Origin of the sequence: Nostoc sp. PCC 7524 (assembly GCF_000316645.1) — a bacterium.
Lineage (GTDB): Bacteria > Cyanobacteriota > Cyanobacteriia > Cyanobacteriales > Nostocaceae > Trichormus.
On the sequence record NC_019684.1, the window covers coordinates 763,889 to 784,231 of the forward strand.

The window sequence follows — 20,343 nt, forward strand, 5'->3', positions numbered from 1 at the left end:
AGTCATTAGTTACCTTGTCCCCATCTCCTCCACTCCTCACCCTTGACTCAACTCCACCACATTCCCATCTGGATCTTTAACAAAGATAGCAGCTCGACCGGAAGCACTGGCTTGAATGGGATAATTATGATCGAGTAATTCTTGCTTGGCTGCTTCTAAGTCTGCCACACAGAAAGCAAAGTGGGGGTTGCGTCCCCATTTTTCGCCCTGGTTGTCTGTGGGAACAGTTGACGCAACTATCAGGTGAATTTGATAGTTTCCGACTTGATACCATGCACCAGGATATTTTAAAGTGCGGTCGATTTTGGATAATCCCAAAACCTTACCATAGAAGTGTTCTGAGGCTTGTAAGTCAGTGACGAGAATAGCTGTATGGAGACTCTGAGTAATCTGCATTTTTGGTGAAGTGCGATCGCGTTTATTTTAATTTTGACTTAGTTTGCGTCACAAAATCGATGAGACTGACATAATAAATTACACAACGAGGGCAGGAAAATCTCTCTTTCCCATCCTCAGTCCCCGTCAAAATCCCCTCTTATGCTTCCTATTATTTCTACTATTTCACTGCGTCAAATGGCTTCAGGCGATCGCCTGTTTTTACAAGTATACAAATTCATCGGTGCTAACCCTGGTAAAAAGGTTTATATTCAATCTAATTTACACGGGGCAGAAATTTCTGGTAATGCGGTTATTCATCAATTAATTGAGTTTTTATTATCAATTAATGATACTGATTTAGTGGGAGAAATCTGGTTGATTCCCGTTTGCAATCATAATCGGGAAGAGAGCGCCAAATATTTCTTACTAGATTTTGGTATTTTGCTCGGTGAAGTACCACAGGTTCCGCTACGCTGCACCTGTGGCTTCCTGTCCTGAACCAGTATCCCGGTTCATCCCTAGTCTTGCAACTAGCTGATCAGGCGTAGATTTCCCTTCTTCCAAGGGTATTTTTGACTTCATAAACAGCATCAGATTCAGAGCAGCATTAATGTCTCTGTCCCAAAAACAGCTTTAGAAGATTGTTTTGCAGAACTAGGTAGAGAAGTTAAATTTGATATAGAAGCTTGGACATTAGAATTAGGTGCAGGAATGCAAATGAATCCTGATTCTGTAAAGAAAGGTGTAGCTGGTGTAAAAAATTATTTATTACAAAAATGTGTATTGCAAAATACTAGCCTAACTTTACAAGCAACTACATCTCATGAGATGTACTTTGCTAGGAGTAGCAATCGGACAAAATACTACGCGATCGCTGGGGGTATGATTCAATATCGAGTAGAATTAGGTACAAAAGTTAAAGCAGGTGACAGGCTCTATCAAATTCTCAGTTTTAATAAGGAGAGTCAGCTACCTACAGTCATTGATGTCTGTGCGGCTGAAGATGGATTAGTTTTTGACGTGGCTACCAATCAAGCGGTAAATCAAGGCGAGTTTGTTTTAGGAATTATTTATTAAACAGCCCCGGCTAAATCCGTTCCTAAGTGTGCCGAAAAATACTGACAATATAAGTGATAATGCGGTTCAACTTGATTCCCAGACAATTGCACCAGTCCCATACTCTTTAATTTGTGAGCATTTATCCATCAATCAGCGTTGGGCAGATGTCATCCCCTATCGAAAATATTGTACTATTAGCTACAACTTGTTATCAGGCGATCGCTAGCTTAATCGAAAATCGACAACCGCCACCAGGACAACTGATTGATGTGGGTGGATATCGCTTACATCTCTACACTGCGGGAAAGTCTACCCCTACAGTAGTTTTAGAACACAGTTTAGGCGGAATTGAAGGTTATTTACTTGTGCAAGAAATAGCCAAGCTCACACGAGTTTGTATTTATGATCGTGCTGGATATGGGTGGAGTGATCATAGTCCTCATCCGCGCACGAGTCAGCAAATTGTCACAGAGTTAGATTCCCTCCTCACACAAGCAGAAATTGAGCCGCCTTATATTTTGGTGGGTAATTCTTTTGGTAGTTATAATGTGCGTTTGTATGCTCAATATTTTCCAGAAAAAGTAGTTGGCATGGTACTTACTGATGGACTCCATGAAACGGGAATGCTGAAAATGTCCATCTATTTACAAGCTTTGAAACTGTTTTTTGTTTCTGGCTTTGTCATGTCAATTTTAGGCTCAATACTTGGCATTATCAGATTACTCAAAGTCATTGGTACGTTTGAGATTATTAAACCAGAATTAATTAAATTTTCTTCAGCAGCACTAAACCCAATTAAGCGTTCTTTTTGCCGTCCTAAACACTGGATTACCATGAGTCGGGAACTCTTAAACCTTGATAATAGCAGTCGTCAACTCCTGTTAAACAGACAATTGGGGGAATTGCCTGTAGTTAGCATCAAAGCGAAGACTTTTTTTCAGCCTTCTCTGTGGACTATGCTTTTACCTATGAAAGCAGCTAATCATTTACGAGAGCAAATGCACAAGCAAATACTCAAGTTATCTACAGATTGTGTAGAAATTGCGGCTGATAAAAGTAGTCATTTTGTTTGGATTGATCAACCAGAGTTAATCGTAAATGCTATTCAGATTATTTTAGAAAAAGTTGATTTTATAAATACTAATTCGTAATGAATCAATTTCCACAACCAAGTCTCTATTCTCTAACCCCTAGCCTCTATTTTCTAAGCCCAAATGTTGTCTCAATGCTTGACGCATAACATCTACAGGTAAAGTTTCCCGTTGCAACCAAATTTTTAAGGCGGCGACTCCTTGCTGAACTAGCATTTCTAAGCCATCAATAGCGATCGCACCTTGTTGTTGTGCATATTGCAGAAATTTTGTTGGTTGGGGAATATAAATTAAATCATAGGCGATCGCACCCGTTTGTAAATTCGCCATTTCCTCTACACTCACAGGCGATTCATCAACGTGGGGATACATCCCAATGGGGGTGGTATTTACCAATAAGTTAGCTTCGGGGATGAGTTTGGCTAAGTTATCCCAAGGATGCACTTGTAAATTATCAGCAATGGGTGAACTTTCCCAACTATGCTGGAATTCTTTTAACCGTTGCGGATTCCGCCCTATCACATGAATTTCCGCAAAACCCAACTGATAACAACCTGCGACAACAGCCCTAGCTGCACCACCATTGCCTAAAATAACGGCGGTTTTCTGACTCCAATCTTGTTGATAAGTTGTTTGCAAAGGGGAAATAAACCCTTCTATATCTGTGTTTGTCCCCACCCATTGATTATTGTGACGGGTAACAGTATTAACTGCGCCTATAGCTTGAGCGATAGGACTAATTTCAGCCAGTAGGGGAATAATTGCTTGTTTGTGGGGAATTGTCACGCTAAAGCCGACAACATCAATAGCCGCCAAACCAGCGATCGCCACTTCTAAATTCTCTGGTTTGATCGGAAAAGGAAGATATATGTAATCTAATCCTAGTTGCGCGATCGCTGCATTGTGCATCACCGGTGAGAGCGAATGTTCTACCGGATGTCCAATTACCCCTAATAGTTTAGTTGTGCCTGTAATCATTTTTTTATTTATTAGTCAATAGTAATTTCCTCTTCTCCCCTACCTCCCCCATCTCCCCCCACTTCCCCCACTTCCCCACTCCCCACTCCCCACTCCCTACTCCCCAATCCTCTCCCCTATCCTTAATTTGGCAGAACGCGATCGCGGGTTATTGACAATCTCGGCTTCTGTTGCAGTAATTGGTTTTTTTGTCAATACTTTTAATATGGGTGAATTACGTAAACTATGTTTTACTAAACGGTCTTCTAGACTGTGAAAGCTGATAATGGCAATTTTGCCACCTGGGACGAGGGCATGAGGTGCTTTCTCTAAAAAAGTTTCGAGGGACTTTAACTCATCATTGACGACTATTCGCAATGCTTGAAACACACGGGTAGCAGGATGAATTCTACCATAGCGGTATTTAGGGGGTACACAAAAGGCGATCGCCTCGGCTAATTCTGTAGTGGTAGTAAATGGGCGTTTTTCCACAATCCGTCTAGCAATGCGTCTTGATAGCCTTTCTTCGCCGTATTTAAAGAAAATATCTGCTAAATCCACCTCATCCCACTCATTAATCACATCAGCAGCTGTCACAGGCTGTCTTTGATCCATTCGCATATCTAAACTAGCAGTATGGCGAAAGCTAAAACCTCGTTCTGGTGTATCTAAGTGGTAAGAACTGACACCCAAATCTGCCAGAATTCCATCAAAACTAGCTGTAGGGAACTCATAAGCCGCAAAATTACTGCGGATAAACGTTACCCGTTCCCCAAATTCTGCTAATTCTTTTTGGGCTGCGGCTAAAGCGTCTTCATCTTGATCTAGCGCCGTTAGTCGCACATCCGGTGCAGCCTCTAAAATTAAACGACTATGGCCACCACCCCCTACCGTTGCATCGAGATAATTTCCCCCACAACGTACCGCTAAACCTGTAATTACTTCCTGCGGTAACACTGGTAAATGGGAAAATGTCGGTTCTTCGATATCTGGTAAGTTGGCAGTATGAGAATTCATCAGATTTTAGCAGCAAAAGATACAGTAATAATATTTCAATCCCAAAAAATCGCAAAATATAACTTGATGATTTTCTGTATTTAACTTGTGAATTTGTTATTTAGTTTAGTTTTCATTGTATTTGTGATAACTATTTGAAATCATATTTGTGGATTATTGAGGAATAATATAAAAATTGTAGCAATGGCATTAATCATAGCCCTTAAGTATTGAACTACTGAATATAGAACATCAAAAATACTCTATTTGCCGTTAAAGATGAAAATCAAAATGCAAATTTAAAATGTACAGCAGTATTTTTTCTGGTAAATTCAAATGTGATCACCAAATTACTTGTTTAACATCTACACCTAATCATCAAAAGTTACTTACCCCATCTCCTGAATACCCATTCCCCACTCCCCAGTCGGGAGAGATGAAAAAATCCCGTGCTTTAATTTATTGGATATCGAGCTTTCATATAATAGTTGAAGAAGTGAAACAAAATGCAACATCAAGGAAAAGCCCTCTGCTGCCACCATCCCTCCAACATACTCCCGTATGGGCAATAAATACCGGGCTTGCCCCAAAGATATTGCCTCTACGAACATGATATTGGCAGACATGAAACTCGTGTCTGGATGGCACTACGCGGTTCAACTCAAAATTTTCTGAATGGGAGAACACGGAATTTATGGCAAGAATAGAAACCCGCACTGAACCTATGGTGCTGAACATGGGGCCACACCATCCCTCTATGCACGGGGTTCTGCGCTTAATTGTCACTTTGGATGGTGAAGATGTAGTTGACTGCGAACCGGTGATTGGCTACCTGCACCGAGGCATGGAAAAAATCGCTGAGAACCGCACCACTGTGATGTATGTCCCCTACGTTAGCCGTTGGGACTACGCGGCAGGTATGTTTAATGAAGCTGTCACCGTCAATGCACCAGAAAAACTCGCAGGTGTAGCTGTCCCTAAACGCGCCAGCTACATCCGTGTCATTATGCTGGAATTGAATCGCATTGCGAACCACCTGCTGTGGTTTGGCCCCTTTCTAGCTGACGTAGGCGCGCAAACTCCCTTTTTCTACCAGTTCCGGGAACGGGAGATGATCTATGATTTATGGGAAGCAGCTACAGGCTACCGGATGGTAAACAACAACTATTTCCGTGTTGGTGGTGTAGCGGCTGATTTGCCCTACGGTTGGGTAGATAAATGCTTAGAGTTCTGCGACTACTTCCTACCCGTAGTTGATGAATACGAAAAGTTAGTTACCAATAACCCCATCTTCCGCCGTCGTGTCGAGGGTATTGGTACTATCAGCCGCGAAGAAGCCATTAACTGGGGACTTTCTGGCCCGATGCTACGCGCTTCTGGTGTGAAGTGGGATTTGCGGAAAGTTGATCACTACGAATCCTACGACGATTTTGATTGGGACGTGCAGTGGGAAACGGCTGGTGATTGCTTGGCACGTTACATGGTGCGGATGCGGGAAATGCGCGAATCCGTGAAGATTATCAAGCAAGCCATCAAAGGATTACCCGGAGGCCCCTACGAAAATCTCGAAGCCAAGCGTTTAGTAGCTGGAAAAAAATCAGAGTGGGATGCTTTTGATTATCAATACATTGGCAAGAAAGTTTCTCCTACCTTTAAAATGCCCAAAGGCGAAATTTATGCCCGTGTAGAAAGTGGTAAAGGCGAACTAGGTATTTATCTGGTTGGCGATGATAACGTCTTCCCTTGGCGTTGGAAGATTCGCCCAGCAGATTTTAACAACCTCCAGATTTTGCCTCATTTACTGCGGGGTGTCAAAGTTGCTGATATTGTGGTGATTCTCGGTAGCATTGACGTAATCATGGGTTCCGTAGACAGATAGCTATCTTTTGGGTGGGTTCTGCCCACCCAGCTATCCTCAGTAATAGTGGCAGAGTATTTAAGTATTAAATTTTAATTAATTAATATTAGATTTGTAAATATAAAGATATATTTATTTAAGTGGCAATTAAGTCAAATAGCAAAAGTTCTGTTTACTATTCTATTGGTGTAGAAATATATAACCCTATTTGAATGACCGTGATTTCCCCATAAAATCTGATCAATCACTATATAAAACTAACAAGTCTGACTGACTGATACATTATTTACAACTGTGCCAATTTATCGTCACCCAGAATTTGATCCTAATTCAAATACCACTGTGGAAGAGGGCTTAAAAAAGGTTCTTGATCGTCTTGTTCAAACAATGCAACGGGACGCATTAATTCGACAAACGACAAACCAACTTCGTGACTCGCTTCAGGTTGATCGTCTCGTTTTATATTATTTTTATTGGCAGTGGCATGGACAGGTAACTTTTGAATCCTTAAGTTCTCAGGAATTTTCCATCATAGGATCAACAGGGCCTGATGAATGTTTTAAGGACGAGTATGCTGCTTTGTATTTAGCAGGGCGTGTGAGGGCGATCGCTGATATTGAGACAGAACCGATAGAAGCTTGTCACCGTGATTTTCTGCGGAAGTTGCAAGTACGTGCCAACCTAGTTGTACCAGTTGTCATACCCAAAGGATTATGGGGATTGTTGGTGGCACATCAGTGTCAAGAGCCGCGTTATTGGACACAATCAGATGTGGAACAGATGCAAGTAGCGGCGAAAACCCTGGCAACATCAGCCTATATCTTGGCAAGTTGAACAAAATATACGCTATTAGCAGGTAGTTTGTGATTGTGGAGGCGATCGCTTGTTGTGTAGGGATGTTATCATGGCACAAGGAAACTATATCTAAGTAAGTTTCCTAAATCTACTACTTCTAATAGCTTCTGGAGAGGTGGCAGAGCGGTTGAATGCGGCGCACTCGAAATGCGTTTTGGGGCAACTCAACGGGGGTTCGAATCCCCCCCTCTCCGTTTAGTAATCTAACTGGGGTGAATGTTTAAAGTCTTATTAGTTTTGCAGAAATTCTGTAGCTATTTGCTGTAATTCTTGGCGGTTGATTTTACCTTGCGCGTTACGAGGTAATTTTTGCAGAGGAATCCAGTGTTTGGGAATTTTAAACTTGCTGATTTGATTGTAGAGTGCGTTTTTAATTGCTTCAGCAGTGATATCTGAATTTTTAGGAATATAAACGGCTGTTAATGCTTGTCCCCAATCTTGATCTTTTATTCCCATCACACATACATCATTAACCATTCCAGTACGACGAATAGCTGATTCTACTTCTACTGGATAAATATTTTCTCCACCTGAGATGATTTTATCGCTGTTACGTCCAACAATATTTAAATAACCTTGTTCATCTATAAAACCTAAATCATCAACTGCAAAATCATCTTGATGATTCCAGATTCGAGGATAGTAACCAAGGGCTAAAGATTGAGCTTTAATTTTGATGCTACCGATTTGATTGGCTGGTAAAACTTGCCCTTGGGAATTACAAATTTTTACTTCAGCGTGGGGAAGAATTTGACCACTGCTAGTTTTATCATTTAAGAAATCATCTGGTTTGAGGGTAGCAATTTGGGAAGCAGTTTCAGTCATTCCATAGGTTGGTGCTAACCGGATAGCGTGGAATTTGGCTTTTTCTAGTAATTCATCCCAAGCAGGCGCACCTCCTAACAGTACAGTTTTAAATTGTGCTAGCCATGCGGTTGATTCTGGATTTTGTAACAGACGTTGTAGCTGTGTTGGTACTAAAGATATGAAAAATTCTTTAGGGTTAATTTGGTATTTATCACCTAATTGTACCGATTTAAATGGCAGAATTGCTAGTTTAGCACCAGTTATAAAAGAACGCATAAACTGCATTAAACCACTGACATGATACAAGGGTAAAACACAAAAGGAATTTACTTGTTGTAGTTGAAAATATTCTGTAAATCCTGTCACTGATGCTGTCAGAGTTTCCCAAGTGTGCATGGCAAATTTAATTTGTCCCGATGAACCGCCAGTGGGAATCATGATTAGGGGGGAGTGGGGAGTGGGGAGTGGGGAGTAGGGGGATGAGGGGGATGAGGGGGATGAGGGGGATGAGGGGGATGTAGCGTCAGCTTCCCACAGGGTGGGAGAAAGGATAGTGTTTTTTTCCCAGTCCCCAATCCCTATTCCCCAATCCCTACTCCCTAATCCCCAAATAATATCAGGTTGAACTAAATTAAATACCTGATGCCATTCTTGTTCTCCCCAGTCGGGGTTACACAGAAACACTGAGCTATTGGCTGCACAAGCGGCGATGAAACCTGCTAGAAATTTGACTGTTTCACGTTCGGCTAGGATGATTTTTGGGGGTTTATTTTGCCTTGATAATTGGGTGAGTTGTGCATATAAATTTGTTGCTATTTGCTGCAATTGTTGGCTGTCGTAACCAATTAACCAATCATGGTGATGCAGGTGATGGAAATAATCTTTGCAGCCAGGTTTCATCTTCTTCTTGAGTAAAAAAGTGATTGATGCCAAAACCAACAGCCCGATTGCGGCGAGATAATTCTGTTGCTAATTGGAGTGCGGTTTGTCTGGCGATCGCAGTTTCAAATACAGAGGAAAATACAGCGTCAATTTCATGCTCTTGGCAAAATTGGCGCAGGCGTGAAGGATAACCAGCGATCGCCGGTTTAATCACAAAAATCCCTCGCCAACCTTGTTGATAACAAGCAGCAAGTTGCTTGAGGGTGGCGACAGATTCATCTAAAGCGATCGCAGTAGCATAACTCTCACTCAATTCCGACATCCTCGAAAATTCTGCTACGGGTAGAGGTTGTTCAATAAATTCAATTTCGCAAGCTAATTCTTGATTTTTTCGCAAATTGTCACAAGTTTGTAGCCATAACTTAGCTGCGTCATAGCTAAGTCCACCGTTGGCATCTAAGCGCAGTTTTACGGAGTTTGGTAAAGCTTGCGTCAATAAATCAAAAACTCTAAGTTCTTGGGTAATATCATCCACACCAATTTTCCATTTAAACGTGCGATATCCCTGTTGCCAAAGACTTTGCCATTGACTTAATGCTGCTTCCCCTGCTGGGAGTAAGGCACTGTATTGGGCATTGCTAGAAGACAATGTAAGGTATCCTTCCTCATCTCCCCCATCTCCCCCCACTCCCCACTCCCCACTCCCCAATCCCTCTAATGCTGACTCCAAGCCAAATTGACAGGCTGGTAAATTATCAGAAATGGCATAAATCGTTTCTGCTGTGATTTTTTGGGGGAGTTGGCGGCAAAAATCTAACGCCTGTTCTAGAGTTTCCGAACCGAACCAGCTAATAGGGGCGATTTCTCCCCAGCCGACTTTACCTGTAGCATCACACAGCCGCAAAATAATGGCTTCACGAATCTCCCAGACACCGTGACTGGTAACAAGCGATCGCGCAAATTTCCTGGCTATGGGACGAAATTCAAATTGGTAAAGCATGGGAGTAGGGACTGTCTCTCTAAATCTTCCACCCATACCCAATCTTTATATTCCGGCGATCGCAAATCCTACACCTAATAACAAGCAACTCCAAAAATGCACGGCTACGGCGATAAATTTACAGTTACTAACTTTTTCTGGTTGGTTGTGATTTTGCTGAACGTGGCGACACAATTTAAAGGCGTAGGGTAAACTCAGCCAGCTTAAGAGTGTCCACAGGGGGAAAAAGCCCAATAGGACAAACACCAAGGTAAACGGGTAAATAATGCCTGTAAACCAAATGAGAACTTTCGCACCTGTAGCTGTGCCTAAACGGACAATAGGCGATCGCTTACCGGCGGCGATGTCATCTTTAACTTGGTGAAAGTGTGAGCAAAATAAGATTAAACTGGTGACGATACCGACAATTACTGAAGCTGCTAGACTGGTTGCTGACCAAGTTTTGGTTTGACTGTAGTAGGCGGCGGTGATGCCTAAAGGGCCAAAGGCAAAAAAACACAGAACTTCACCTAAACCTTGGTATCCTAAACGGAAGGGAGGCCCTTGGTACATATAGCCCAAAAAGCAGCATAACAGAATTATGCCGATGATAGTAGGGTCTTGTTGCCAAGTAGCGATCGCGAGTATTCCCAACAAACCCGCAATCAAACACAAATTTCCTAACCAAAAAACTAAAGTCTTCTTACCAGTTAAATTTACCAGTGAATGATGTTTATTGACATCGATACCTGTTTCTGAATCAAATACATCATTACTAATATTTTCCCATGCCAGAATTAAAATTGCGGCGGCTATAAAAGTAGAAAATATCCCTACATTCACAATTTTATTTTCGGCAAATGCTACAGATGTTCCCACCCAAATCGGCATAATCGCAACACTGTACATGGGCGGTTTAATTGCCGCCATCCATAATTTACTCTGAGAACGAGAAATTTGCTTTGTAGTCATCAGTCGTGATTAATTAAATTGCCAGAGACTCATTCATAATTGAGTTTTTACGGTTTTGAGAAAACCCCAATCCTACTGAAGCAGGAAACACTTTTGTTTTTACCGTAACTACTTAACCTCCTCATGGCAACTTTGACAATTTGTGTTTGCAGCCCAAGCTCAAGTATGGCTTGTCAGGGTTTGGGAACACCAACAACAACGCAAACCATACTCTGGTGAAATGGTGACTGAATATGTTACCTGTAGAAATACGACCATGTTTAATTACACTTTAGGAAGATAACTTAAAAAAAATTTACTATTTATAGATCCATGACAGTTTCACCATGTCGTAGTAACTTCTTTGTAGAACACAAAGACCTATACCAATTTTTGTTAGCTGTTCAGGAAAACTGCCTCAAAAGTAGTTGCAGGCAAATTGTCAGCATTTCCCTGGAAATTGACTTAATTGATCCTTTGGTAGTATTAGATCAATTAGCGCAAGCAAATGCAATAAATTTTTACTTTGAGCATCGAGGCAAAGGTGAGGCGATCGCCGCCATCGATGCAGTCAAAAAAATCCAGATTAATGGTAAAGAACGGTTTACACAAGCTGAAATTTTTATCAAATCTCATCTAAAAAATATAATTAATTTTGGTATTACTAACGCAGCCTTTAGCGGCGCTCACTTTTTTTGTTACTTCAGCTTTTTTGACCAACATAACCAAGTAGATTACCCTTTTCCCTCAGCTACGGTTTTTCTACCACGTTGGCAAGTATCTATCAAAAATCAGCGATGTATATTGGTAATGAATACAGTCATTCATGCCAATGTTAATATTAAAATATTAATCCAAAATTTACGTAATAAAATAGATGATATTAATGCTTTAAGACGTGATGCCCACAATATTGATTATTTTCCAGCCATATTTACGAAAAAATCTGCTGTTAATGCCGAAAAATTTAAGCAATCTGTAGTATCAGTTTTAGATAAAATAAATTCTCATCATCTCAGAAAAATTGTCTTAGCAGATGTCTTAGATGTCAATTCCAATCAGGATTTTAACTTATTTAGTTCATTAAATAATCTCCGGAAAATTCATCCTAACTGTTATATTTTCTCTACCAGTAACGGCAAAGGACAAAACTTTATCGGTGCTAGTCCTGAAAGATTAATTAGTATCAACAATCAACAGTTAATTACTGATGCTTTGGCAGGTTCTGCACCACGGGGAAAAACCCCTGCGGAAGATGCAGCCAACGCCAATCGTCTACTTAATAGTGACAAAGAAAGACATGAACATTTATTAGTCATGGATTTCATTACCCAACGCCTCACCCAACTAGGTTTATTACCCCAAGTTTTAGCGCCACGTTTGCGACAATTATCGAACATTCAGCACCTATGGACACCAATTCATGCCTTAGTTCCGGCTAACGTCCATCCGTTAAAGATTGTCTCCCAACTGCATCCGACACCAGCTGTTGCAGGTGCAGCTAGAGATGTAGCCTGTGAGGAGATTCGCCGTTATGAAAGCTTCGAGAGGGGTTTGTATGCTGCGCCTTTAGGTTGGGTAGACTCCCAAGGAAATTGTGAGTTTATTGTGGGGATTCGTTCGGCGTTGATAGATGGCGATCGCGCTAGACTTTATGCAGGTGCTGGTATTGTCGCCGGTTCTGATCCTGAGAAGGAATTTGCAGAAATTCAACTTAAGCTTCAGGCTTTGTTAAAGGCTTTGGTTTGAACGCAGAGTATCGCAGAGGTTCACGCGGAGGTACGCAAAGAATTCTCCGCGTCACTTTGCGTTTACCTCCGCGCCCCTACCCTGCGGGAACGCTTATCAGCGAATGCGTTTATATTTTTACTAAAATTTACTCTAAATCCTGATGAGTAAAAGCTTTAGCATTTGCTCCTGTGTAGGTGGCGACAATATGTCCATTACCGATTAGTTGATACTTATATGTTACCAATCCCTCTAAACCAACAGGGCCGCGGGGTGGCATTTGTTGCGTACTAATCCCCACTTCTGCACCAAAGCCATAGCGGAAACCATCAGCAAATCTTGTAGAACAATTATGAAAAACTCCGGCAGCATTTACTAAGCCAAAGAATGTTTCTACTGTGGCTAAATCTTCGGTGACAATGCCATCTGTGTGACGAGAACCGTATGAGTTAATATGAGCGATCGCCTCTTCTAAAGAGTCTACAACTTTCACCGCTAAAATCAAATCACTGTATTCTGTTTCCCAATCTGTGGCTGTGGCAGCAGCAATATTAGGTAATACATTTAAAGTGCGTTCATCACCTCTTAATTCTACATCAATTGCCTGTAAAGCTTCAGCTACTTTGGGCAAAAATCCCGCCGCAATTGCTTGGTGAACCAACAAAGTTTCAATAGCATTACAAGCAGCAGGATATTGAATCTTGGCATCAACAGTAATATTTACAGCTTTAGCAATATCAGCAGCTTTATCTATATATAAATGACAAATTCCATCAGCATGACCTAAAACCGGAATGCGGGTATTTTCTTGGACAAACTGCACAAAAGAATTAGAACCTCTAGGAATAATTAAATCTACATATTTATCTAACTTTAAAAGTTCAATAGTTTCTTCTCTAGTTGTGAGTAACTGTACAACATCAGGACTTACCGCAGTTTTAGATAAACCCTGTTTAATCGCTTTGACTATCGCCTCACAAGAGAGAACAGCTTCCTTACCACATTTGAGAATTACACCATTCCCCGACTTAATCGCCAAAGAGACAATTTGAATTGCTGCCTCTGGGCGTGCTTCAAAAATAATCCCTAACACACCCAAAGGGCAAGTAATCCGCTTGAGAACCAAGCCAGCATCAAGTTCACGATGAATTTGGACTTGTCCCACAGGATCAGCTAGCTTACCAACATCCCGCACCCCAGCGATCGCATCTCTTAATTTATGTTCATCTAACTGCAAGCGTTTATAAAGCGGTTTGGCAATTCCCGCTACCGTCGCCGCCTCACAATCAGCAATATTCGCTTGTAATATTTCATCCTGAGCCGATTCTAAAGCTTGGGAGATCGCCGCGATCGCTTGGTTTTTCACCTCAGTAGACAGCAGCGCCAGTTTACTAGCAGCTTGGCGGGTTTGTTGGGCAATAGCAGTCAGGGAAGAAGCAACTTCAAGAGTAGTCATGATTAAACAGAAACGTTACTGATAGCACAAATCTTCAACTTTTCCCCATCCTATCAACCTTATGTGATAGATAACATTGGTAAATTCGTAATGAACACTGTTAATTCAAAACAAGAAATGGCTTTAGTGATTGCTGGGGAACGGAGTGGGGTAGGTAAGACAACAGTTACACTGACACTATTAGCATCTTTATGTCGGCGTGGTGCGGTGGTGCAGTCTTTCAAAGTCGGCCCAGACTACATTGATCCGATGTTTCATACCTATGTTACAGGTCGCCCCTGCCGCAATTTAGACCCAGTATTAACTTCAGAAGCATACGTTCAGCAGTGTTTTACTCATCATCACCAAAAAAGTGAATATGCCTTAGTAGAAGGGGTGATGGGGTTGTTTGATGGGGTAAAGGGAACTGGGGATTGGGGACTGGGGACTGGGGAAGAAAACTCAATCAGCACTGACTTTGCTAGTACGGCGCACATTGCACGTTTGTTAGATTTGCCTGTGGCGTTGGTGATTGATTGTAGCCGCTTGTCTGGTTCTGTAGCAGCGATCGCTCACGGTTATTGTTCCTTTGATCCTAGAATTAAAATTGCTGGTTTAGTGCTAAATCGTGTAGGTAGCGATCGCCATCTCTCCCTCCTCAAAGATGCCCTTAAACCTCTACAGTTACCCATTCTGGGCGTGCTACGTCGTCAAGATAACATCACAATTCCTGATCGTCATTTAGGCTTAATCCCCACGGAAGAACTCCCCGAACTAGATGCTGTCATAACTCGCCTTGCCGATTTAGGAGATACTTGCTTTGACTGGCATCATTTATTACCTCTATTAAAAACTGAACATACAGAAAACAAATTAAAATTATCTCCCCCATCTCCCCCCACCTCCCCATCTCCCCCCACTCCCCAACGCCACTTGCTACAAGTCGGCATAGCCGCCCAATGCAGTGGCTCCTCCCCACTCCCCACTCCCCCATCTCTAAAGATTGCCGTAGCACGCGATCGCGCTTTTAATTTCTACTATCAAGACAATCTGGATATACTGCAAAATTTGGGGGCGGAATTAGTCTTTTGGAGTCCTTTAGCAGATACGGAATTACCCCAAGGCGTGCAGGGGATGTATTTTGGTGGCGGTTTTCCAGAGGTATTCGCTCAACAACTAGCAACCAACAGCAACGCCCGTCATACTGTCAAACAAGCGATTCTGGCAGGAATGCCTACCATTGCTGAGTGTGGAGGATTAATGTATTTGTGTGAGCAAATCGTTGATTTTGAGGGTAAATCTTGGCCGATGGTGGGAATATTGCCCACATCTGCCACAATGGATAAAAAACTGACTTTAGGTTATCGTCGTGCTGTAGCTTTGCAAAATAGCCTATTAGTAAATGCAGGGACAAATCTTTATGGGCATGAGTTCCATCGTTCTCATGTAATCTCACATTCTGAGCAGTCTTTATTTACTACTTATCGCTATGATATGGAGGAAAATTTGGGATGTGAGGGCTGGTGTTTACCGATAAATGTTCATGCTTCTTATATTCATCTGCATTGGGGAAATAGTCTAGAGATTCCCCACAGGTTCCTGCAAAAATGTCGGAAAATTACGAGTCGTACAGCGTAAAATTGGTAAAAAAAGATCCCTGCGATTTGAGACTGGGGATCTTTAGCTGAAAATCTCATAATTTTCAACAATACAAAGCTTTAATCCATTGCCATTCCTGAATTAAACCCTCTCGCAAAGAAACTTGCGGCTGATATCCTAAAATTCGCCGCGCCTTAGCAACATCAGCAGCTGTGTGTCTAGCATCTCCCATTGCTTTTTCTATATGGTTTCTCTTGATGGGTTTGCCCACAATCTCTTCCATTGTGTTAAGAACCTCTGCCAAAACTACTCTACTACCACCACCAATATTAAAAATTTCCCCCACCGCTTCCGGTACAGTACCAGCAGCTAAATTGGCAACTACAGCATCACTCACAAACGTAAAGTCTCGCGTTTGTTGTCCATCACCATAAATGGGAATCGCTTCATCCTGCAAAACAGCTTTGAAAAACTTATGAAAAGCCATATCAGGGCGCTGTCTGGGGCCGTAAACTGTGAAATAACGTAGAGCCACAAAAGGCACACCAAAGTTTTTATAATAGAGTCCACACAAACGCTCGGCAGCTAGCTTAGTAATGCCGTATGGTGATACTGGTTGCGGTGGAATTCCTTCATGGGTAGGTAATGTTTCGGCATCACCATATACACTAGATGTAGATGCAAATACGAATCTGGTTAATTGTTTCGCATCCTTGGCGGCTTCTAACATCACTTGGGTAGCATTGATATTGCGTTCAGTGTAAGCACGAAAACCTTTACCCCAACTGGCTCTCACTCCTGCCTGTGCTGCCTGATGATAAACAACATCTACATCTTGTAAAAGTTTTGACCAATCTAAAAACTGAATATCGCCTTCAATTAAGGTAAAGTTAGGTGAAGATTGTAAATGTGCAATATTCTTGTGTTTTAACGTCGGATCGTAGTAATCGTTAAATTCATCAATACCAATTACTTCTTTGCCTTGTTGCAGGAGTGCTTCCACAAGGTTAGATCCAATAAATCCGGCTGCTCCAGTTACGATTATTTTAGTCATGTATCCTAACGTTATTAGTATTTTGTTACCTCAGTATTCATAGATTAATCCTGATAATGATTGATCGTCATTATTTCTTTGTGATTTTAAAATCAACTGAGTGCTAGGTGTATATTTTCTCTCCCCTGCTCCCCCTATTTACCTTCACCTAGCAATTCTGAGATAGTCGAGTCATCGGGGGCTTGCATAAGGGTAAAAATTGGTGAAGAATTGATCCGCGAGCAGTCCAAGATTCTCATTTCACCAGGGACGCAAGAGGAAATCAGTGAAAGTTTTAGTTGTAGGTAATGGAGGGCGCGAACACGCTCTAGCATGGAAAATGTTGCGATCGCCGCAAGTTGAAGAGGTTGTCTGTGTACCAGGTAATGGTGGGACAGCCAACATGGCACGTTGCAAAAATTTACCTTTGGCAGTGGATGATTTTGATCTTATCAGCCAATACGCCTTAGAAAATGGCATTTCTCTGGTGGTAGTAGGGCCAGAAGTCCCCCTAGCTAAAGGAATTACCGACTATCTGCAAGATAAAGGTTTGATGGTATTTGGCCCCACCAGAGCCGGGGCGCAGATTGAAGCAAGTAAGGCTTGGGCAAAAGCCCTGATGCAAGAAGCCGGAATTCCCACAGCCAAAGCTGCGGTATTTACGGAGGCAACGGCAGCTAAATCCTATGTCAAAGCTCAGGGAGCGCCGATTGTTGTGAAAGCAGACGGACTGGCTGCTGGTAAGGGTGTAACTGTTGCTACCACAGTTGCAGAGGCAGAAACAGCCATTGATGCCATATTTCAAGGACAGTTTGGCAGTGCTGGGAAATTTGTAGTTATTGAAGAATGTTTAGTAGGGCAAGAGGTTTCGGTTTTAGCCTTAACTGATGGCATCACAATTCGCCCCTTATTACCAGCACAAGACCATAAGCGGATAGGGGAAGGGGATACAGGCGAAAATACTGGAGGGATGGGAGCTTACGCCCCAGCACCCATCGCTACACCGGCAATCATGGCACGGGTACAAACGGAGGTGTTAGAAAGAGCGATCGCTGCCTTAAAATCTAAAGGCATTGACTATTGTGGTGTACTCTACGCTGGCTTGATGATTTCACCCGATGGCGACTTGAAGGTTTTAGAATTTAACTGTCGTTTTGGCGATCCTGAAACCCAAGTCATTCTCCCACTATTGGCAACACCTCTAGAAGAATTGATTTTGGCTTGTATTCAGCAGCGTTTAGGTGAGTTACCGCCCATAGCTTGGCATGAGGCAGCAGCTGCAACAGTAGTAGCAGCATCCGGTGGTTATCCAGGGGATTATGAAAAAGGCAAAGTTATTACAGGCATAGAAGAGGCAGAGGCCGCAGGCGTAACTGTATTTCATGCCGGCACAAAATTAAACCAGCAACAACAAATAGTCACAGATGGCGGACGAGTTTTAAATATCACTGCCATTGGCGACAACTTTGACCAAGCCCTAGCCACAGCCTACAAAGGCTTGCAATCAATTCAATTCTCCGGGATGTATTACCGTAGAGATATCGGGTATAGAGTTAAGAGTCACTAGAGAGGTAGGGGTGTAGGGGTGCAGAGGGAGCAGAGGAGCAGAGGAGCAGAGGAGCAGAGGAGCAGAGGGGAAAAATCCAATACCCAGTCCCCAGTCCCCAGTCCCCAATCCCCAGTACCCAGTCCCCAATCCCCAGTACCATAACTATTGACTAATAACTAAGTTCTTACCTGTTTGGCGAATAAACTGTTAATTTTTTAGTTGTTGGGGTTGATAACTGGAACGACTAACAACTGTATTTGAGATGCTGGCGCTGTTAAAAACAATTCGAGAAGCGATCGCCAACTGGTGGTCAGAATTCACTCTCCAAACTAAACTGTTGGCTGTTGCCACTTTGGTGGTTTCTTTGGTGATGAGTGGTCTAACTTTCTGGGCGGTGAATACCATTCAGCAAGATGCCCGGATGAATGATACCCGCTTTGGGCGGGATCTGGGACTTTTACTGGCTGCTAACGTTACCCCCCTAGTAGCTGATCACAATCTCACAGAGGTAGCTAAATTTTCTCAACGCTTTTATGGCAGCACCTCTAGTATTCGCTATATGCTCTACGCGGATGAAACTGGGAAAATCTATTTTGGCATTCCTTTCTGGGAACCAGAGGTGGAAAACTCCCTGACAATTGAGCGACGGATACAACTCCCTGACGATTACTCAGGAGAAGTGGAAAAACCAATGGTGCGGCAACACATGACCCCAGATGGGGCTGTGACCGATGTGTTTATTCCCTTGATTGTCGATAAAAAATACTTAGGTATCTTAGCGATCGGCATCAACCCCAACCAAACATCTGTCATCTCGACTAATTTCACCCGTGATGTCACTATTGCTGTGTTCATCACTATTTGGGTGATGGTGATTTTAGCTGGAGTGATCAACGCTTTAACTATTACCAAGCCCATTAAAGAACTACTGGTAGGTGTCAAACAAATCGCTGCCGGGAATTTCAAGCAACGCATCGACTTACCTCTAGGTGGTGAACTAGGAGAGTTAATTTTTAACTTCAATGAAATGGCAGAACGCCTAGAACGCTATGAAGAACAAAATATTGAAGAGTTAACAGCAGAAAAAGCCAAGCTAGAAACCCTAGTTTCTACGATCGCCGATGGTGCTGTTTTAATTGACAACAATATGCAGGTGATTTTAGTCAACCCCACAGCCCGGCATATTTTTGCCTGGGAAGGTAAGGATGATGTAGTTGGTGGCAATGTTTTACATTACTTACCGCCGGTGGTGCAAATGGAAATCACCAAACCTTTGTACGAAATGGCAGCCGGAGAACGAGAAAGTGCTGAGTTTCGTATTCCTCTCAATCAACCGATTAAGCGCACCATCCGCATCCTATTGACAACGGTACTCAATCTCCAACGGGAAAGTATCAAAGGTATTGCCATCACTGTCCAAGATATCACCCGCGAGGTGGAACTTAACGAAGCCAAAAGCCAATTTATTAGTAACGTTTCCCACGAACTCCGCACACCTTTATTTAACATCAAATCGTTTATTGAAACTCTGCACGACTACGGCGAAGATTTGAGTTTAGAAGAAAGACGGGAATTTCTGCAAACGGTGAACAATGAAACCGATCGCTTAACTCGTTTGGTTAATGATGTTTTAGACTTATCGAAGCTAGAATCTGGCAAGACTTATAACTTCGATGGCGTAGATTTAGCCCAAGCAATTGAACAAACACTGCGGACATACCAACTCAACGCTAGAGATAAAGGTATTGAAATAATTCAGGACGTTGCTCCTAGCTTGCCCCTAGTTGTAGGAAATTATGATTTGTTGCTGCAAGTCTTAGCTAATCTAGTTGGTAATGCCTTAAAATTCACTCCATCTGGTGGCAAAGTCGCAATTCGTGCCTATAAATTAGATATCAAACCCACTGCTCATAATAAGCCCGCTCAAGTGCGAGTAGAAGTTGCTGATACTGGTATTGGTATCGCCCCAGAAGACCAACAGGCAATTTTTGACCGCTTTTTCCGTGTAGAAAACCGAGTTCACACCCTCGAAGGCACAGGTTTAGGTTTATCAATTGTGAGAAACATCATAGAAAGGCACCACAGTCAAGTACATCTGGTGAGCGAGGTTAGCGTAGGTACTACTTTTTGGTTTGACTTAACTTTGGTTGAGTGACAGAGCGATGGGGAGATAGGAAGATAGGGTG

16 protein-coding genes, 1 tRNA gene and 1 pseudogene are annotated in these 20,343 nt (G+C 42.4%); 9 read left to right on the top strand and 9 right to left on the bottom strand.

The genetic code is table 11. The features are described from left to right. Positions 1–36: 36 nt before the first annotated feature. Positions 37–396 (bottom strand): VOC family protein, encoded by a 360-nt coding sequence (locus NOS7524_RS03180; RefSeq protein ID WP_015137026.1) that lies wholly within the window; start codon positions 394–396, stop codon positions 37–39. Between the two features lie 141 nt (positions 397–537). Here NOS7524_RS03180 and NOS7524_RS31125 point away from each other — a divergent pair. After that, positions 538–1,455 (top strand): annotated as a pseudogene (locus NOS7524_RS31125) (succinylglutamate desuccinylase/aspartoacylase family protein). Here NOS7524_RS31125 and NOS7524_RS31130 read toward each other — a convergent pair. Then, positions 1,452–1,556, bottom strand: a complete 105-nt coding sequence (locus tag NOS7524_RS31130) for a hypothetical protein (RefSeq protein WP_144050835.1) — start codon at positions 1,554–1,556, stop codon at positions 1,452–1,454. The pseudogene NOS7524_RS31125 and the gene NOS7524_RS31130 sit on opposite strands and share 4 nt — an antisense overlap. A 45-nt stretch (positions 1,557–1,601) precedes the next feature. Between NOS7524_RS31130 and NOS7524_RS03195 the strand changes: the two genes are divergently transcribed. After that, positions 1,602–2,588, top strand: coding sequence for an alpha/beta fold hydrolase (locus NOS7524_RS03195; protein ID WP_015137028.1), 987 nt, complete (start codon positions 1,602–1,604; stop codon positions 2,586–2,588). A gap of 39 nt (positions 2,589–2,627) precedes the next feature. Here the strand turns inward: NOS7524_RS03195 and NOS7524_RS03200 are convergent, their stop codons facing one another. Together NOS7524_RS03200 and rsmH are read right to left on the bottom strand one after the other, a co-directional pair. Next, positions 2,628–3,506: a shikimate dehydrogenase gene (locus NOS7524_RS03200; RefSeq protein ID WP_015137029.1), complete on the bottom strand. Its 879-nt coding sequence runs from the start codon at positions 3,504–3,506 to the stop codon at positions 2,628–2,630. A 96-nt stretch (positions 3,507–3,602) separates the two neighbouring features. Continuing rightward, a complete protein-coding gene (gene rsmH / locus NOS7524_RS03205; RefSeq protein WP_015137030.1) occupies positions 3,603–4,502 on the bottom strand; it encodes a 16S rRNA (cytosine(1402)-N(4))-methyltransferase RsmH in 900 nt (299 codons plus the stop codon). Positions 4,503–5,175: 673 nt separating this feature from the next. Here rsmH and NOS7524_RS03215 point away from each other — a divergent pair. From NOS7524_RS03215 to NOS7524_RS03225, 3 genes are all read left to right on the top strand, one after another. After that, positions 5,176–6,360 (top strand): NAD(P)H-quinone oxidoreductase subunit H, encoded by a 1,185-nt coding sequence (locus tag NOS7524_RS03215; protein WP_015137031.1) that lies wholly within the window; start codon positions 5,176–5,178, stop codon positions 6,358–6,360. Positions 6,361–6,633: 273 nt separating this feature from the next. Further along, positions 6,634–7,173, top strand: a complete 540-nt coding sequence (locus tag NOS7524_RS03220; protein ID WP_015137032.1) for a GAF domain-containing protein — start codon at positions 6,634–6,636, stop codon at positions 7,171–7,173. 130 nt (positions 7,174–7,303) lie between these two features. Beyond that, positions 7,304–7,388, top strand: a tRNA-Ser gene (locus NOS7524_RS03225). Positions 7,389–7,425: 37 nt separating this feature from the next. On the opposite strand, the gene NOS7524_RS03230 is transcribed toward NOS7524_RS03225, so the two are convergent. Genes NOS7524_RS03230 through menA form a run of 3 tightly spaced genes read right to left on the bottom strand, consistent with a single transcriptional unit; the run spans position 7,426 to position 10,834 of the window. After that, a complete protein-coding gene (locus NOS7524_RS03230) occupies positions 7,426–8,901 on the bottom strand; it encodes a 2-succinylbenzoate--CoA ligase (protein ID WP_015137033.1) in 1,476 nt (491 codons plus the stop codon). Further along, positions 8,855–9,919 carry an o-succinylbenzoate synthase gene (locus tag NOS7524_RS03235; protein ID WP_015137034.1) on the bottom strand — a complete coding sequence of 355 codons (1,065 nt, stop codon included), beginning with the start codon at positions 9,917–9,919 and terminating at the stop codon, positions 8,855–8,857. Before NOS7524_RS03235 ends, NOS7524_RS03230 begins: the two co-directional genes overlap by 47 nt. 9 nt (positions 9,920–9,928) lie before the next feature. Further along, positions 9,929–10,834 (bottom strand): 2-carboxy-1,4-naphthoquinone phytyltransferase, encoded by a 906-nt coding sequence (gene menA / locus NOS7524_RS03240; protein ID WP_015137035.1) that lies wholly within the window; start codon positions 10,832–10,834, stop codon positions 9,929–9,931. Between the two features lie 312 nt (positions 10,835–11,146). On the opposite strand from menA, the gene NOS7524_RS03245 reads away from it, so the two are divergent. Continuing rightward, complete coding sequence (locus NOS7524_RS03245; protein ID WP_015137036.1) at positions 11,147–12,562, top strand: isochorismate synthase; 1,416 nt, start codon at positions 11,147–11,149, stop codon at positions 12,560–12,562. A gap of 127 nt (positions 12,563–12,689) precedes the next feature. On the opposite strand, the gene NOS7524_RS03250 is transcribed toward NOS7524_RS03245, so the two are convergent. Then, complete coding sequence (locus NOS7524_RS03250; RefSeq protein ID WP_015137037.1) at positions 12,690–13,997, bottom strand: glutamate-5-semialdehyde dehydrogenase; 1,308 nt, start codon at positions 13,995–13,997, stop codon at positions 12,690–12,692. Between the two features lie 117 nt (positions 13,998–14,114). On the opposite strand from NOS7524_RS03250, the gene NOS7524_RS03255 reads away from it, so the two are divergent. Beyond that, positions 14,115–15,614 carry a cobyrinate a,c-diamide synthase gene (locus NOS7524_RS03255; RefSeq protein ID WP_041555520.1) on the top strand — a complete coding sequence of 500 codons (1,500 nt, stop codon included), beginning with the start codon at positions 14,115–14,117 and terminating at the stop codon, positions 15,612–15,614. A gap of 64 nt (positions 15,615–15,678) precedes the next feature. Here NOS7524_RS03255 and NOS7524_RS03260 read toward each other — a convergent pair whose 3' ends face one another. Next, complete coding sequence (locus NOS7524_RS03260) at positions 15,679–16,629, bottom strand: NAD-dependent epimerase/dehydratase family protein (RefSeq protein WP_015137039.1); 951 nt, start codon at positions 16,627–16,629, stop codon at positions 15,679–15,681. Between the two features lie 265 nt (positions 16,630–16,894). On the opposite strand from NOS7524_RS03260, the gene purD reads away from it, so the two are divergent. Continuing rightward, entirely contained in the window at positions 16,895–18,175 is a 1,281-nt protein-coding gene (purD, locus tag NOS7524_RS03265) for a phosphoribosylamine--glycine ligase (protein ID WP_015137040.1), read from the top strand. A 244-nt stretch (positions 18,176–18,419) separates the two neighbouring features. Next, a complete protein-coding gene (gene nblS / locus NOS7524_RS03270) occupies positions 18,420–20,312 on the top strand; it encodes a two-component system sensor histidine kinase NblS (RefSeq protein ID WP_015137041.1) in 1,893 nt (630 codons plus the stop codon). The last annotated feature ends 31 nt before the right edge of the window (positions 20,313–20,343 follow it).

What these genes read in the sequence shown, in the direction of transcription:
- NOS7524_RS03180 (WP_015137026.1), bottom strand. Translation starts at nt 396, where the DNA reads ATGCAGATTACTCAGAGTCTCCATACAGCTATTCTCGTCACTGACTTA.
- NOS7524_RS31130 (WP_144050835.1), bottom strand. Translation starts at nt 1,556, where the DNA reads ATGGGACTGGTGCAATTGTCTGGGAATCAAGTTGAACCGCATTATCAC.
- NOS7524_RS03195 (WP_015137028.1), top strand. Translation starts at nt 1,602, where the DNA reads ATGTCATCCCCTATCGAAAATATTGTACTATTAGCTACAACTTGTTAT.
- NOS7524_RS03200 (WP_015137029.1), bottom strand. Translation starts at nt 3,506, where the DNA reads ATGATTACAGGCACAACTAAACTATTAGGGGTAATTGGACATCCGGTA.
- rsmH (WP_015137030.1), bottom strand. Translation starts at nt 4,502, where the DNA reads ATGAATTCTCATACTGCCAACTTACCAGATATCGAAGAACCGACATTT.
- NOS7524_RS03215 (WP_015137031.1), top strand. Translation starts at nt 5,176, where the DNA reads ATGGCAAGAATAGAAACCCGCACTGAACCTATGGTGCTGAACATGGGG.
- NOS7524_RS03230 (WP_015137033.1), bottom strand. Translation starts at nt 8,901, where the DNA reads ATGAAACCTGGCTGCAAAGATTATTTCCATCACCTGCATCACCATGAT.
- NOS7524_RS03235 (WP_015137034.1), bottom strand. Translation starts at nt 9,919, where the DNA reads ATGGGTGGAAGATTTAGAGAGACAGTCCCTACTCCCATGCTTTACCAA.
- menA (WP_015137035.1), bottom strand. Translation starts at nt 10,834, where the DNA reads ATGACTACAAAGCAAATTTCTCGTTCTCAGAGTAAATTATGGATGGCG.
- NOS7524_RS03245 (WP_015137036.1), top strand. Translation starts at nt 11,147, where the DNA reads ATGACAGTTTCACCATGTCGTAGTAACTTCTTTGTAGAACACAAAGAC.
- NOS7524_RS03250 (WP_015137037.1), bottom strand. Translation starts at nt 13,997, where the DNA reads ATGACTACTCTTGAAGTTGCTTCTTCCCTGACTGCTATTGCCCAACAA.
- NOS7524_RS03255 (WP_041555520.1), top strand. Translation starts at nt 14,115, where the DNA reads ATGGCTTTAGTGATTGCTGGGGAACGGAGTGGGGTAGGTAAGACAACA.
- NOS7524_RS03260 (WP_015137039.1), bottom strand. Translation starts at nt 16,629, where the DNA reads ATGACTAAAATAATCGTAACTGGAGCAGCCGGATTTATTGGATCTAAC.
- nblS (WP_015137041.1), top strand. Translation starts at nt 18,420, where the DNA reads ATGCTGGCGCTGTTAAAAACAATTCGAGAAGCGATCGCCAACTGGTGG.